Source organism: Desulfovibrio psychrotolerans (assembly GCF_013340305.1).
GTDB classification, from domain to species: Bacteria; Desulfobacterota; Desulfovibrionia; order Desulfovibrionales; family Desulfovibrionaceae; genus Halodesulfovibrio; species Halodesulfovibrio psychrotolerans.
In genome coordinates this window covers 806,635-821,534 of sequence record NZ_BLVP01000008.1, presented here as the reverse complement: position 1 = coordinate 821,534, position 14,900 = coordinate 806,635, and the positions used below count along the sequence as shown (strand labels likewise).

At 58.8% G+C, this 14,900-nt stretch carries 12 protein-coding genes; 7 read left to right on the top strand and 5 right to left on the bottom strand.

From position 1 onward, the window contains the following. Nucleotides 1–317: 317 nt before the first annotated feature. From HUV26_RS11285 to HUV26_RS11265, 5 genes are all read left to right on the top strand, one after another. Complete coding sequence (locus HUV26_RS11285; RefSeq protein ID WP_174410187.1) at nucleotides 318–974, top strand: histidinol phosphate phosphatase domain-containing protein; 657 nt, start codon at nucleotides 318–320, stop codon at nucleotides 972–974. A gap of 52 nt (nucleotides 975–1,026) precedes the next feature. Then, nucleotides 1,027–2,652: an adenosine deaminase family protein gene (locus HUV26_RS11280; RefSeq protein WP_174410186.1), complete on the top strand. Its 1,626-nt coding sequence runs from the start codon at nucleotides 1,027–1,029 to the stop codon at nucleotides 2,650–2,652. A 117-nt stretch (nucleotides 2,653–2,769) separates the two neighbouring features. Further along, entirely contained in the window at nucleotides 2,770–5,892 is a 3,123-nt protein-coding gene (locus tag HUV26_RS11275; protein WP_174410185.1) for an efflux RND transporter permease subunit, read from the top strand. A 196-nt stretch (nucleotides 5,893–6,088) separates the two neighbouring features. Then, a complete protein-coding gene (locus HUV26_RS11270) occupies nucleotides 6,089–6,505 on the top strand; it encodes a hypothetical protein (protein WP_174410184.1) in 417 nt (138 codons plus the stop codon). A 408-nt stretch (nucleotides 6,506–6,913) separates the two neighbouring features. Next, on the top strand, nucleotides 6,914–8,188 hold the full coding sequence (locus HUV26_RS11265; RefSeq protein ID WP_174410183.1) for a tetratricopeptide repeat protein: 1,275 nt from the start codon (nucleotides 6,914–6,916) through the stop codon (nucleotides 8,186–8,188). A gap of 116 nt (nucleotides 8,189–8,304) precedes the next feature. On the opposite strand, the gene HUV26_RS11260 is transcribed toward HUV26_RS11265, so the two are convergent. Together HUV26_RS11260 and HUV26_RS11255 are read right to left on the bottom strand one after the other, a co-directional pair. Further along, complete coding sequence (locus HUV26_RS11260; RefSeq protein ID WP_243451355.1) at nucleotides 8,305–8,733, bottom strand: arsenate reductase ArsC; 429 nt, start codon at nucleotides 8,731–8,733, stop codon at nucleotides 8,305–8,307. A 111-nt stretch (nucleotides 8,734–8,844) separates the two neighbouring features. Then, the gene (locus HUV26_RS11255) at nucleotides 8,845–9,327 is read right to left on the bottom strand and encodes an arsenate reductase ArsC (RefSeq protein WP_174410182.1); all 483 of its coding nucleotides are present in this window, start codon (nucleotides 9,325–9,327) and stop codon (nucleotides 8,845–8,847) included. A gap of 304 nt (nucleotides 9,328–9,631) precedes the next feature. On the opposite strand from HUV26_RS11255, the gene HUV26_RS11250 reads away from it, so the two are divergent. Together HUV26_RS11250 and acs are read left to right on the top strand one after the other, a co-directional pair. Beyond that, the gene (locus HUV26_RS11250; protein ID WP_174410181.1) at nucleotides 9,632–10,528 is read left to right on the top strand and encodes a LytR/AlgR family response regulator transcription factor; all 897 of its coding nucleotides are present in this window, start codon (nucleotides 9,632–9,634) and stop codon (nucleotides 10,526–10,528) included. Beyond that, entirely contained in the window at nucleotides 10,525–12,630 is a 2,106-nt protein-coding gene (gene acs, locus HUV26_RS11245; protein ID WP_243451354.1) for an acetate--CoA ligase, read from the top strand. Before HUV26_RS11250 ends, acs begins: the two co-directional genes overlap by 4 nt. 35 nt (nucleotides 12,631–12,665) lie before the next feature. Here acs and HUV26_RS17000 read toward each other — a convergent pair whose 3' ends face one another. From HUV26_RS17000 to HUV26_RS11230, 3 genes are all read right to left on the bottom strand, one after another. After that, a complete protein-coding gene (locus HUV26_RS17000; RefSeq protein WP_373869062.1) occupies nucleotides 12,666–12,857 on the bottom strand; it encodes a 4Fe-4S binding protein in 192 nt (63 codons plus the stop codon). 181 nt (nucleotides 12,858–13,038) lie between these two features. Continuing rightward, entirely contained in the window at nucleotides 13,039–13,656 is a 618-nt protein-coding gene (locus HUV26_RS11235; RefSeq protein WP_174410179.1) for a tetratricopeptide repeat protein, read from the bottom strand. A 133-nt stretch (nucleotides 13,657–13,789) separates the two neighbouring features. Next, the gene (locus tag HUV26_RS11230; protein WP_174410178.1) at nucleotides 13,790–14,866 is read right to left on the bottom strand and encodes a DUF429 domain-containing protein; all 1,077 of its coding nucleotides are present in this window, start codon (nucleotides 14,864–14,866) and stop codon (nucleotides 13,790–13,792) included. Nucleotides 14,867–14,900 lie beyond the last annotated feature (34 nt).

Below are 14,900 nucleotides of genomic sequence, written 5' to 3'. Positions count from 1 at the left end.
TGCCGCATGGCTCACTACGCGTTTGTGCGCAGCAGGTCTGAATAGCCCCTGCCCCTGCGTCACTCCCTTTTGAACGCCCTGGCGCCCTGAAGGCCTGAAGGCCTGCGGAAAAGGCGTTCCCCCCCCCCGGTGCGAACACCGCACGGGACACGAAGAGACAGACTCAACGGCTCTGCACGCAGCGGCCCCCGTCCGGCAACGGTCTTGGGGCCGTTTCGTTTGCAACCGTACCGGCTCTGGCGTATATTGGCCGGGTCCGCGCATATTTGTACAATGAACCTCCTTTCCGGAACCCAAGACGCAACGGATAATACCGCATGATAGACCTGCATGTGCACACGTACTTCAGCGACGGGAAAAATTCTCCGGCAGTAGCCATGCGCTACGCCAAGGCTGCCGGATACCGCGCCATAGCCTTTACCGACCATGTGGATGCCAGCAACATGCGGCATGTGCTGGAAAACCTGCTGCCCATGGTGCGTGCCTACGGCCCGTATGCAGGCATAGACCTCTTTGCCGGTGTGGAGCTTACCCATGTGCCTGCCGCGCTTGTGCCGGACGCCATACGTGAAGCACGCGCCATGGGGGCACACATTGTCAGCGTGCACGGGCAGACGCTGGCCGATATAGTTGAAGAAGGGACCAACCTCGCCGCCATTGAGGGCGGAGCGGATATACTGTGCCACCCCGGCCTCATTACCGAGCAGGAAGCCGTGCTCGCTGCCGAGCGGGGCGTGCTGCTGGAAATTACCACCCGCCCCGGCCACGCCCTTGCCAACGGCCATGTGGCAGTCACCGCGCGCCGGTGCGGCACGAAACTTGTCATTAACAACGATGCCCATCACTCAAGCGATTTCGTTTCCCGCGACAAACGCAAGGCCATTGCCCTTGGCGCGGGAATGACGCCTGATGAAATACGGCAGGCAGAGGAAAACAGCCGCGCACTGGTTGTCCGGCTGCTGCGCAACGTCTGACCTTCTGCGGAATTGAATATTTCAACAGAATCACGCCTTCAGGAGAACCTTCATGTCCCGCCCATCCGCCCATAACCGGCTCCATAGTGCGGTTTACTTCCTGCTGCTGGCCGTCCTCATGCTGCTTCCCGCGCAGGGAATGAGCCAGCCTGCCCTGTCGCAGAATGAGAAATCCACCATCCAGTTTTTTGAATCCGTTCGCCACAGCCCGCCCATGATGCGGGCATTTCTGGACGCAATGCCCAAAGGGGCAGACCTGCACACGCATCTTTCCGGTGCCGTCTATGCCGAAGACTATCTGCAATGGGCCATGGAGGACGGACGCTGCATAGACACCGCCACCTTTACCATCCTAAGCCCTGATGCTCCGTCCAATAAATCCACGGCGCAGGACCCGTGCCCGCAGGGCAGCGTGCCCGCCGAACGCCTGTTTCATGACAACACGCTGTACGCCGATGCCGTAAACGCGCTTTCTACCCGCGACATACACTCTGTTTCGCGCATGTGGGGGCATGAGCAGTTCTTCAGTTCGTTCGCCAAATTCAATGCGGGCAAACTGGGGCGCGGTGCGGACATGCTGGCTTCCGTCATACGCCGCGCGGCGAGCCAGAATATTCTGCACCTTGAGGTCATGGACTCCATCTACCCCGTCACGCTGAAGAATATTGCAACATCGGTGGGATGGTCCGGCAACGCGGAAGATACACTGAATGCCCTGCGACAGGCGGGGCTGTTTGAATCCATAGAAAATTCCGTGGCGGCCCGCCGCGCCCTGCTGGACGAAACCCGGTTCCTGCTGCAAGCCGGACTGGAAGATGAGCCCGGGCTTGCGGGCGGGGCATCGGCCCCCGTGCCGGACGTTTCCGTTCGGTTCATCCAGCAGATACACCGCAATTCGTCTCCGGAACAGGTGTTCGCCCAGCTTGCCTACAGCTTTGAACTGGTGCGTCACGACCCGTATGTGGTTGCCTTCAACTTTGTGGCACCGGAAGATTACCCCACCGCGCTGCGGGATTATACCCTGCACATGCGCATGATAGACGCCCTGCATGCCCTGCCGGAATACACGGGCACCAACATAACCCTGCACGCGGGCGAGCTGGCCATGGGCCTTGTTCCCCCACGGGATTTGCGGTTCCATATCCGTGAGGCCGTGGAAACAGGACATGCCCGCCGCATAGGGCACGGGGTTTCCGTTATGCATGAGGATAACGCCTTCGGCCTGCTGCGCACCATGCGCGACCGCCGCGTGGCCGTGGAGATATGCCTTTCAAGCAACGACCAGATTCTGGGGGTGCGCGGGGCGGACCACCCCTTCCCCGTCTACCGCAAGTACGGCGTGCCCATGGTGCTGAACACGGATGATGAGGGAGTGGCGCGTATTGACCTGACCAACGAGTACCTGCGTGCGGCCACGACCTACGCGCTGGGGTATCAGGACATGAAGGCGCTTTCGCGCAACAGTCTGGAATACAGCTTCCTTCCCGGCGCGAGCCTGTGGGCGGACCCCGCCGCCTTCATCATGGGGGGAGACTGCAAGGATTCTCCCATGGGACACGAGACGGCCCTGTGCGCCCGGCTGCTGGAAGCCAGCGACAAGGCGCGTATGCAGTGGCAGCTGGAAAAAGCCTTTGTGGATTTTGAACGGGACGTGGCGGAAAACATGGCCCGCCCGTAGGGGCAAGCGATCATGGCCGCGCCGGGAGCAGCGCTTTACTGCGCAGCCCCGGCGCGTTACATAGGACAAGCCGTATACACGCCCATATCAACCGCCTGACGCAAAACGGGAAGACACATGGACTTCATCGGATTTTCCATAAAAAAGCCTGTCGCCATCCTTGTGGGCGTTATCCTGCTGGTCATGTTCGGCACGCTGGGGCTGATGAACATGCCCTATCAGCTCAGCCCCACGGTCACGGAACCGGAAATTACCGTAACCACCTCGTGGACCGGTGCCACCCCGTACGAGGTGGAGCGCGATATCATTGAAGAGCAGGAGAAGGTGCTCAAGGGGCTGCCCAACCTTGTGACCATGGAATCCACCTCTTCCAACGGCAGGGGCCAGATTACGCTGCGCTTCACCATAGGCACCGAGGTGGACACCGCCCTGCTGCGCGTTTCTAACAAGCTGAACGAAGTTCCCTCCTACCCGCAGAATGTGGACAAGCCCATCATCAGCGCATCGGGCGAATCGTCCTCGCCCGTTATCTGGATGGTGCTGAAGACCCTGCCCGGCAACGAAACGCCCATAGACACCTACCGCACCTTCTTTGAAAACGAGGTGCGCCAGCATCTGGAGCGTGTTGACGGTGTTTCTGACCTGCTTGTGTTCGGCGGCACCGAACGCGAAATGCAGGTTACGGTGAACCCGCACAAGCTGGCAGCGCACAGGCTTACCATTTCTGACCTCATCGCCGTGCTGCAGTCGGAAAATGCCAACATTGCCGCAGGCAACATGGAGCTGGGGCGCAGGCAGTACCGCATCCGTACCGTGGGCGAATTCGACTCGCCGGAAACCATTCTGGATACCGTGATCACCTCCAGCGGCGAGAGGCGCATAACCGTGCGCGACGTGGCGGAAGCCTCGTACGGCTTTCAGAAGCGCACCGCTGCCATGCTGCACAACGGGGCCCCCGGCGTGGTCTGCGGCGTGCGCCCGGAAGCGGGCACCAACGTGCTGACCATGACCGATGCCACAGAAGCCGTGGTGACCGCACTGAATGCGGGCCTGCTGAAAGACAACGGCGTGCGGCTGGACTGGACGTATGACCAGCGGCCCTACATCAACGGTGCCATTGATCTGGTGAAGGACAACATCATGCTTGGCGGCATGCTTGCCATATGCGTGCTGCTGGTGTTTCTGCGCTCCCTGACCTCCACCGTGGTAGTGGCCGTGGCCATTCCCATAAGTGTGCTGGGCACCTTTATCTTCATGAACGGACTGGGCAGGAACCTGAACGTGGTGAGCCTTGCCGGGATATCGTTTGCGGTGGGCATGCTGGTGGACAACGCCATTGTGGTGCTGGAGAACATAGACAGGCACCGGAGCATGGGCAAATCGCCCTTCCGCGCCTGCTACGACGGCACAACGGAAGTGTGGGGAGCGGTGCTTGCCTCCACCCTGACCACGGTGGCGGTGTTTCTGCCTGTGGCCTTTGTGGAGCAGGAGGCGGGGCAGCTTTTCAAGGACATCTCCATTGCCATTACCTGCGCCATAACGCTCAGCCTGTTCGTTTCGCTGTCCGTCATTCCCATGCTGGCCAATCAGTTCTTCTCGCTTTCCCGGAAGAGCAAGGAACGGAGCAGGTTCCTCCCGTTCATAGACAGCGTGGGGCGCGGCATAAGCGCGGCCATAATGGGTGTGCTTGGCGTGACGCTGCGCAACGCCTTCACCCGGCTGGTCACGGTGGGCGCACTGACGGCCTTTGCCGTGGTTTCCACCTACATGGCCTTTCCCAAAATGGAATACCTGCCGCAGGGCAACCGCAACCTCATCCTGAACATTCTTATTCCCCCGCCCGGTCTTTCGTATGAGGAACGCTACGCCATAGGCTCCTACATCCAGCAGACCTACAGCGGGCAACTGGCCTCTGAAACGGAAGACGTGGACGGACTGCCGCCCATGAAGGCTCTGTTCTACGTAGGCGCGGCGGACTTTATGCTCTTTGGGTCCACCTCCAAAATTGAAGACAGGGCTGCGGAATACATTCCCTCCTTCACCGCCACCATCAACTCCATTCCGGGCATGTTCGGCGTTTCCATGCAGGCCGGGATTTTTCAGGACAGCATAGGCAAGGGCAGAACCATTGAGGTGGACCTTTCCGCCGGAGACATAAACAAGCTGGTAAGCGGCGCGGGTGCCCTGTTCGGCTCCATCATGCAGTCTATTCCCGGTTCGCAGATACGCCCCATTCCCTCGCTGGAACTGCTTTTTCCCGAAATACGCCTGAACCCGGACCGCGACAGGCTGCGGGCTGCGGGCATGTCTTCTCGCGAGCTGGGCATTGCCGTGGATGTGCTCATGGACGGCAGAAAGGTGGGCGACTTCAACGAGGAAGGCGAAAAAAAGATAGACCTCACCATCATGGCGTCTGATGCCGACGTATCTTCCCCGGAGGCGCTGTATCACTCGCTGGTGGCTACTTCCGGCGGGGTGCCGGTGCCCATATCCTCTCTTGCGGATATTGAGCGCACCTACGGCATTTCGCAGATACGCCATCTGGAGCGTGACCGCACCATAACCCTGCAAGTCACACCGCCGCAGGAAATGCCGCTGGAACAGGCCATGGACATCATTTCCGGCGAGCTTATTCCCAAGCTGCAGGAAGGACCGCTGCACGGGATAAACTACCGACTTTCCGGCGCTGCGGACAAACTTACGCAGACGCGGGAGGCGCTGCAATGGAACTTCCTGCTGGCAGTGATCATCACCTACCTGCTCATGTCTGCACTGTTCGGCAACTTCATCTACCCGCTCATTATCCTGTTCACCGTGCCGCTGGCGGCTGCGGGAGGCATTCTGGGCCTCAGGCTGGAAAACCTGCTCGTAACACGGCAACCCATGGATATTCTTACCATGCTGGGGTTCATCATCCTTATCGGCGTGGTGGTGAACAACGCCATTCTCATTGTGCACCAATCCCTGAACAACATACGGGAAGGGGGCATGGCGCACCGCGAGGCGGTGCTGGAATCGGTGCGGTCGCGCCTGCGCCCCATCTATATGAGCGCAACCACGTCCATATTCGGCATGCTGCCGCTGGCCATTGCTCCCGGCCCCGGTTCGGAACTGTACAGGGGTCTCGGTTCCGTGGTGCTGGGTGGCATAGCCATCTCCACGGTGTTCACGGTATTTGTCATTCCCGCCCTGCTGCTCTTTGTCATCGGCATGGAAAAACCGGGCACAGGCGAAGAATAGCGCCGCATCACTTCCTTCTTACGTTCCGCGCAACGGCATCCCGGAGGCATTTCCGGGATGCCGTTTTCTTTTGGGGCCGCACTGCACTTTTTCACACGCTTTTTTGCAAAGCATTCTAAAGTTGCCGGCACTTCTGCCGATAGGACTCATGTATTCGAAAAAAAGGCGCGCTCCGCGTGCGCGAGAGGTGTTCCGCATGCTCAACTATTACCGCTACAAAGAAGTGTACGAGCTTTTCCTCAAAGGAAAACCGGATGAAGCCAAACACCTGCTCATGGATTTGCAATCCCGATACATAGAAGTCTGCGATGAAAACAATGTTCTCAAATCGCAGGTTCAGGAATTTGAAGACATACTCTATCTTTCCAAAAACCTTGTGTATGACGGGAGCTATTACTGGCTCATTACCGGCAACATAAAGCAAGGTCCGTTCTGCTCCGCGTGCTACAACAGGGACGGTATTCTCATCCGCCTGCACGATGACGGAGAAGCCCGCAAATGCTACAATTGCGGGACGCAGTACGAACGGGATAATGCCGTCGCGGCTGCGCAGGGAGTGGAGAAATCCGCAGCACCGCAACGGCTGGCCAAGGTCATACCCCTGTACAAATAAGGAGCCGAGTATGCGCCAGTCTCGCGCCGCAACAATGGAGTACGGTTTGTTTCTGCAACGAGTCTATATCGCAACCGGTCTGATTTCCGTTTTTGCCCTCTGCTTTCTCACCTTCAAGACCATGTAGCCGTCTGCATTTGCAGACCTTCCGGCACACACCCGGCCCGCCCCCCGGCGGGCCTTGTTTTTTCCCTCTCCGTGAGCGCCGTACCGTGTGCATTTCATCGTGCACATGTCCGCGTATGGCTACGCGTATCGGCATAAATCACTACGGAACATAGGCGTTGCCTTGTTCCGCTAAAGAGATAGCGACTTCTGCTAAAGAGATAGCGGTATCTGCCGATAGGGTATGCAAGCTCACGCCGCCGTTCTCCCCCGTCCGGGCGGCACAACAGCGAGGCCCTGACCATGACCAAGAAGAATCAGTCGCCCTTTTTGTCCGCCCTTGTACTGGCGGATGCGGAAGGCGTTGCCGCCGTGGACCGCACCACCCTGCGCACCCACGGCATACGCCATGTACGGGTGCTCTCATCCGGCGAGGAAGCTGCGCGCCTGCTTGCCCGCGAGGCCGCCCGCAGGGAAAAACACCGGGCAGCCCTGCACCAAGGCAGGGGGCAGGAAGAGGCCAGAGATACCAGAGAAACCGGAGAAGCACGACCAACCTCCCCGACCTGCGACCTGGTGCTTTGCAACGCCACGCTGGACGATATGGAAGGGACCGCCTTTCTGCGGCTTATCCGCAAGCACCCTGCGCTGGCATCGCTGCCTGTCATTCTCACTGCTCCCTCGGCCACGCGGGAAGATGTGCTGAAGGCCATAGGGGCCGGATGCACGGGCTTTCTTGTGCGGCCCTACACGACAGCCGCCTTTGCCGAGCAACTGGAGCTGGCGGCCCGCAGTGCGGCCATGCCGGACATGGCAAGGCTCATGCACTCTGCGGACACGGCACTGGGTGCGGAAGAATTTGACAACGCCCTCGCCACGCTGGGCAAGGTGGTGACTGTTGCCAAACCCAAGGCGCAGGAATGCTACGAGCAGGGCATGGCGCACCTTGAGGCCCGCGACTACGCCGCCGCCATTGCCGCCTTTAACCGCGCAGTGCGGCTGAACGTGCTCTATGCCGAGGCATATATGGGGCTTTCTCACGCATGGCGCGGTAAAGGAGACCAACGCAAGGCCCGCAAATACATGATGATGGCAGGCGAAGCATACGCCCGGCTGGAGGCCTTTGCCGATGCGCGGTCGGTTTTCAGCCAGCTTTCGCAGGAATGGCCGGATATGCCCAACCTGCTGCTGGGCACTGCGGGCGCACTGGTGCGGCAGGGCAATTTTCAGGCGGCGGCCATGGCCTATGTGGAAGGGTACAAGCTCACCCCGGATGCGGACATAAGCACGCAGGTTGCCCGCGCCTGCCACTTCACCGACAAGCCGGAAGAGGCTGCGGTGGCGCTGTGCCGGGCCATGGAAAAAGGCGGTGAACGGGATATGGCGCAACGGCTTTACCGCCGCATCATCGCCATACCGGAACGGCGGCCTGCTCCCGCACGCAAGCCCCTTCTGGCGCAGTTTCCCATGCTCAACGAACTGCTGGCCGTGGCCCGCTACACCATGCGCGCATACAGGGAAGCGCACACCGCCCCGCCGGAACAACTGGCGCAGGACCGCAGACTACGCATTATCTGACGCAGAACTGAGCAAACCGCACACACATACATAAAAAGGCAGGCCCGGAAGCGTATCCGGCCTGCCTTTTCTTTGGCTTTACTCTCTAACGGAGTGCGCTCCCGCCGTGCGGCGGGCTATTCCAGAGAGGCAGGCAACGATGCGGCCCACGCCCGGATTTCGTCCCTTACCCGGCGGTAATGCACAAGGGCCTCCTCTTCCGAGGTGGCATGTTCGGCCAGTTTGGGCGGGTCGTCAAAGCCCGCATGCACACGCCGCGCCGCTCCCGGGAAGAAGGGGCAATTTTCGCTGGCGTGACCGCACACGGTGATAATGTAGTCATACTCCTGCTGCGGCAGATCGCCCACCAGCTTGGAAACGTGGGAAGAGATATCCACCCCGGCTTCCGCCATGACCTTTACCGCATGGGGATTGAGGCCATGCTTCTCTATGCCTGCTGACCAGACATCAAACGTATCGCCTTTCAGCGCGCGCACCCATCCCTCTGCCATCTGGCTGCGGCAGGAATTTCCGGTGCACAGGATAAGCATTTTTTTCTTGCTCAACAGTTCACTCCTCCAACGTGTTTACGGACGTGCCGCACGCGGCAGGCTGCTCCGGCAAAGGATACCTCCGGCCGGTCTCCGACCTGCGGTGCGCAACGGGTCGCCGCAAAATCAGAGGGGAGCCTTTTCAGCATCCGCCTGCACACGCCCCGCCGCCTTTCCGGCAAGCAGCGAAGCGGCGAGCGTCTGCGCCCGTTCGCGTATATCATCACGGATGCGGCGCACTTTTTCCAATTTTTCTTCGTGGCTGCCGGTAACACGGGAAGGATCTTCCAGATCCCAGTGCAGCCGCCTGACCACGCCGGGAAACAAGGGGCAACGAGCCTCCTGCTCCGCCGTGCACACGGTCAGCACATAGTCATATAACCTGCCCTGCCGGTAAAAATCAAATACACCGTTGGTCGGCTTGCCGGAAAGGTCTACACCTTCTTCCCGCATCACCTCAATGACAAGGGGGTTGATGACGCCCGGCTCCAGACCGGCGCTTTCCACGGCGAGGCGTCCTTCTCCGAACTGGTTCAGATACCATTCCGCCATCTGGCTGCGCGCGCTGTTATGCACGCAAATGGCCAATATCCGTATGGGTGCTGACATAATCGTTCCTCTTGGGGATGAGTGTTCGACATGAAAACTACATGCTCCATGATGACGAATTGAAGACACCGGCACGGCGGCAAGGGTGAAATATAGGGTGAAAGAAAGACTGAAATCAGGGCTGAAAACCGCCACGGCACGGGACTGCCCTTGTGCAGACTGCGCAACCAATCAACATCTTCTCTCCGTAACCCCTTTTCATGATTCACGCATAGTTGTAGAGTACAAAAAACCGCACGCCACCCGGAAGGATTCGGCGAGGTACGGGCTGCCATGCGCAGCCCCCGCAACGCAACGAGGTTACATGAGCCATCTCACCACCCTGCTTGTCCACCCGGACGCCGCCATACGCGCCCGCCTGCGCGCCATGCTGGAGCCTGTTTCCTTTGTCCGCGTGCTCGGTGAGGCGGCAACGGGGCAGGAAGCCCAACTCCTGCTGGACGCCATTCCCTACGGAGTGTTCTTTCTGGGTGTATCGCTTAGCAGCCCCACAGACGGGCTGGACCTTGCCCGCCTGCTGCTGGGGCGCAGGCAGCGCCCTGCGCTGGTATTCCTTGCCACGGATGAGCAGCACGCGTTTGCCGCCTTTGAACTGGAGGCGACGGATTATCTTATCTTCCCCTGTCAGGAAGACCGGTTTGCCCGAACCGTGGACCGCCTGCGGCAGTTTAAAACCCACCACAACCTTGCGCCGGAGCCTTCTTCCCGCTGGCGTGAACCGCATGCTCCCGTGCAGGTGGAGCATGACGGCGATTACGATGAGCTGGAAGAAACCGTACAACTGCCGCTTGCCGATGATGAGCAGGAGGATTTTCTTTCTGCCCTCAAACAGGCGTGGGACCACAGCAGCCGATTCCGCCCGGTGGAGATTGAGCGCCTTGCCATAACGCTGGAAGGCAAGACCATGCTCCTGCCCTACCACGAGATAATCTTTGTGGAGGCGTATGAAGATTATTCTTACGTCCATACCGCCACGCAGAAATACCTTACCTCTTACCGCCTGAAGGTGCTGGAAAGCCGCCTGCGCGCCCACCGCTTCTTCCGCGTGCACAGGAAATATCTGGTGAATCTGGATATGGTTACGGAAATAGCGTCACTGCCCGGTTCCAATTTCATGCTGCGCACCGCCGGGCGCACCCGCATCGAGCTGCCCATCAGCCGCCGCAGGCTTGCAGAACTCAAACAGGTACTGGGGCTATGACCATGAACAAACCCAAGAAAAATGCCCCTGCCCATAGAAGCGGCACTGCCGGACAGCGCACGGCGCAACAGCCTGCTGCCAAGGATGCCACCCGAAATGCCACCCCCAATGCAGCCGGGGGCGTTTGCGGCACGCTGGACACCCTGCTGGTGGAGGAACGCGTTTTCCGCCCCCTGCCCCGCGTGATGGCAGAAGCCACCGTAAACCCGCAGGACGCGGCGCATGCCCGCCGCCGCGCGGAACAGGACTGGCTGGGATTCTGGGAAGAGGCAGCGGACGAACTGCAATGGTTCCGCAAATGGGAAACCGTGCTGGACGATGCCGAGCCGCCTTTTTACCGCTGGTTTGCCGGAGCACGCTGCAACATTGTGCATAATGCGCTGGACCGCCATATAGAGACCGTGAACAAGAACCGCCTTGCCCTGATCTGGGAGGGCGAACCCGGTGACACGCGCAAGCTTACCTACTTTGAGCTATACCGGGAGGTTAACCGGTTTGCCAACGTGCTGCGCGGCATGGGAGTGCGCAAGGGCGACATGGTACTCATCTACATGCCCTCGCTGCCGGAAACCGCCATTGCCATGCTGGCTACAGTCAAAATCGGCGCCATTCACAGTGTGGTGTTTGCGGGGTTCTCTTCCGGCGGGCTGGCGGACCGTATCGTGGATGCACGGCCACGCATCATCGTAACGGTGGACGGCTTTTACCGCAACGGCAGGGTCATTGCCCTGAAGCCGTTGGTAGACGATGCCATAAGCCACTGCCGCCGCGCCGCGCAGGACAGGGGTGAAGCCTCTGCTGATGCAGGAATCGAGCAGGTAGTGGTAGTGCACCGGGCGCATCTGGACGTTGCCATGAAGGACGGGCGCGACCACTGGTGGCACGATGTTATGCTGCACCAGCCCTCGGAGGCGCTGACAGAGGTCATGGACGCCACGGACCCGCTGTTTGTGCTCTATACATCGGGCACCACGGGCAAGCCCAAGGGCATTGTCCATTCCCACGGCGGGTATATGGTGGGCGTACACCGGACGCTGAACTGGGTGTTTGACCTCAAGCCCACGGATATTTTCTGGTGCACGGCAGACCCCGGCTGGATTACCGGGCATTCCTACGCCATTTACGGCCCGCTTATGGCGGGAACCACAACGCTGCTGTACGAAGGGCATCCCCTCTACCCGGAGGCGGGGAGGCTATGGTCCATGGTGGAACGCTGGGGAGTGACCATACTCTACACCGTGCCCACGCTTATCCGCATGCTCATGCGGTTTGGCACGCAGTATCCTGCGCGCCACGACCTGACCACGCTGCGGCTGCTGGGAACCGTGGGTGAACCCATATCGCCCGAGGCGTGGGTATGGTTCCACAAAAACATAGGACGCGGCCAATGCCCGTTGCTGGATACGTGGTGGCAGACGGAGACAGGCATGATCATGATTGCGCCGCTGCCTGTCTCGCTGCTCAAGCCCGGTTCCGTCACCCGGCCCATGCCGGGCATAGAGGCAGACGTGGTGGATGCAAAGGGCAATTCGCTGCCGCCCCGCACGGGCGGGTATCTGGTCATAAAAAGACCGTGGCCCGCCATGATGAACACGGTGTTCAATGACCGGCAGGCGTATGAATCCATGTACTGGTCACAGTTTCCGGGCTGGTACTTCCCCGGCGATGTGGCACGCAAGGATGATGACGGCTATATCTGGATTCAGGGACGCGCCGATGATGTTATCATGATAGCCGGGCACCGCGTGGGCACGGCCGAACTGGAAGCCGCCCTTGCCTCGCACCCCGCCGTTGCGGAATGCGGCGTTATAGGCGTGCCGGACGACATTCGCGGCGAGGTGGCAAAGGCATTTGTGGTGCTGCATGACGATGTGCCGCCCATAGGCGGATTTGTGCAGGCGGAGGATCTGGAGTCGGAACTCATGGAACATGTGCGGCGTGAACTTGGCCCTGTGGCGGTGCTGCGCGGAGTGGAGTTCCGTACGCAGTTGCCCAAGAACCGCAGCGGCAAGATTATGCGGCGCATTCTCCGCGCCGAAGAACTGGGCGAAGACACCGGAGACACCAGCACACTGGAAGAGGAGCCGTTCTACCTGAGGTAGGCAGGGGATAAGAGGATATCTTTTCTATATATAATTCATCTCTTAACAGCTTCTGTTGGGCATGATGAGACACAAACTCCACAATTTGTACAGCCATCACCAACAATATACGTATTGCCAACCTTTACTATAATCTGCTCAGGACAAACCACACTGCATACTCCACATCCGATACACATGCTCGAATCTACCCTAGGACTTGAACCATTGACTCCTTGATGGTCAATAAGATTTTATTTGTAAGATTCAATCCAAGAAAACGGCATTTCACCATACTCTGTCATCATTATGCACAAATTATTCCAAGCATAGGCTCTATATTGAAGACTAAGAGATGTGTCTTTAATTATATTTTCACAAGCTTTTATATACGCTTGATCTTCCAAAGAAAATTGTATCATCCAATCGTTACTCATAACTGCCACCAAAGCTCATCGTTCCATTTTTATTAATAATACTCATGACTTTAATAGATTGTACAAATCCTTTTTTTGCGGAAACCTCCAATAGACTTTTTGCTTTTTCAACATCCTTTTGCACACCAAGCCCGTTAAGATACATCATTCCAACAACGAATTGTCCACGGGGAACCCCTGCTTCGGCAGCACGAATGCCATGCTGATAGGCTTTTTTCATATCCGCTTCCCCTGCAATTCCGAAAAGATACATATAGGCGAGATATGCATCAGACTTTGCATCCCCTGCCTCGGCACCCGACACAAAATGGCTTTTTGATTTTTCCAGATCCATTTCGTTACAGCGCCCTGAAAACAACACAACTCCCATTATGTGGTTAATATGCTTCTCGCCTTCAGCAATTGCAGAAAGGCAACTCGAATAAAGCTGCTCGCAATTTTCGAAGGGCCTATTTATATTGTAAATCTTTATGCATATTTCTGCATTGGTTAAACCTGTATGGTCCTCTTCAACACCTTGCGCCAAAGCATTGCTGGCCACTCCCCAAATAAGAAAAGCACATCCATACAACACGGCACGAACGAGCTTTGCATTTGCAATCGTATCCAACGCGCCCTCACAATACGTATTCATTGTTTGATAATGACTTTCATATTCAGACCCGATATGTCAACGCTTTTCTTCGGCAGACCGACTTTCTATCTCCACAACAGAAACGCATACCTCGCACTATACCAGAACGTTATGCCCTGAATTTTTCGGGCAGGCCGGGCAAGCCGGACAAGGCGGGCAGGCCAGACAGGCCGGTTCCCGCAATCCAGCCTTCAGTACGGCACATGCGTTCCAGATGCTCACGGCAGACAGAAGTATCGCCGCAATCGTGTGCAGCGGGAAAGCCCCAGTCCGGCAGCCGGGAGGCGCGGGCCGTCTGCACGGCGCAGAGAACGGCATCCAGAGCGTCTGCCTGCGCATCCTGCACCATTGCCTCACACAACGCCTGCGGCATGCGCAACGTAATCCCTAAGCACCGTTGCGTGTACTCCGGCAAATCACGAAGCAGCCTTTCCCGGTTGGCGCGGCGCAGTACCCGCTGTGCAGGCAGGCCATCTTTATAGGGTGCTGCGGCTGTAGCCTTGCGCCTGCCGCCCCCTGCGGGCTGCCCTTCACCATTGTGCATAGCCAGAACAGCCCGTGCAAGAAGGGCCGGATACGCTTCCAGCAGTACCGGACGCTGCGGAACAGGAACGGCCTGCGGAGCCGCCGCATCATCCCTCTGCGCCTGAATGCCCTGACCGCCGCCTGCCGCCTGCGGCAGATACGCCGCCCCGCTGCCCATGCGGAAGGGTACCACATCTGCTCCGCCGGCTTCCAGAACAGGCGCGAGCACGTGGAACATGCGCGCCACAGGCACATAGGCAAGGCTCATGGGGCTGGCGGCGTGGGCTGCACGGTCCGTAAGCCTGCGGATAAGCTTTTTGCCTGCCGGACGGTTGGCCATTACAGCGTATATGACCTGCGCGAAGTCTTGGGCATTCAGTCCTGCGGCGTGGCGCACATAGTGGCTCCATTCCGTGGGCCAGCCCGCTTCATGCAGAAATTCCAGCGGTTGCCCGAAGGGGAAATCCAGCCCTGCCGCCCATGGCTCCCCGTCCCGGCAACGCCGCGACGCCTCTGCAAGGTGCTCTGCGAAGGCCTGAACCGATTCCAGCCGGGTGAGTTCCTGCAGGTGCAGCACGGTGCCATCGAACCGGCATTGCGCACAGACAATGGGCTTGCGCCGCGCCGGGGCGGAGGTCATGTCGAAACCGCAGATGTGCACGCCCCTGCCTCCTTTGCAAAAAAAGCGGCGTGAT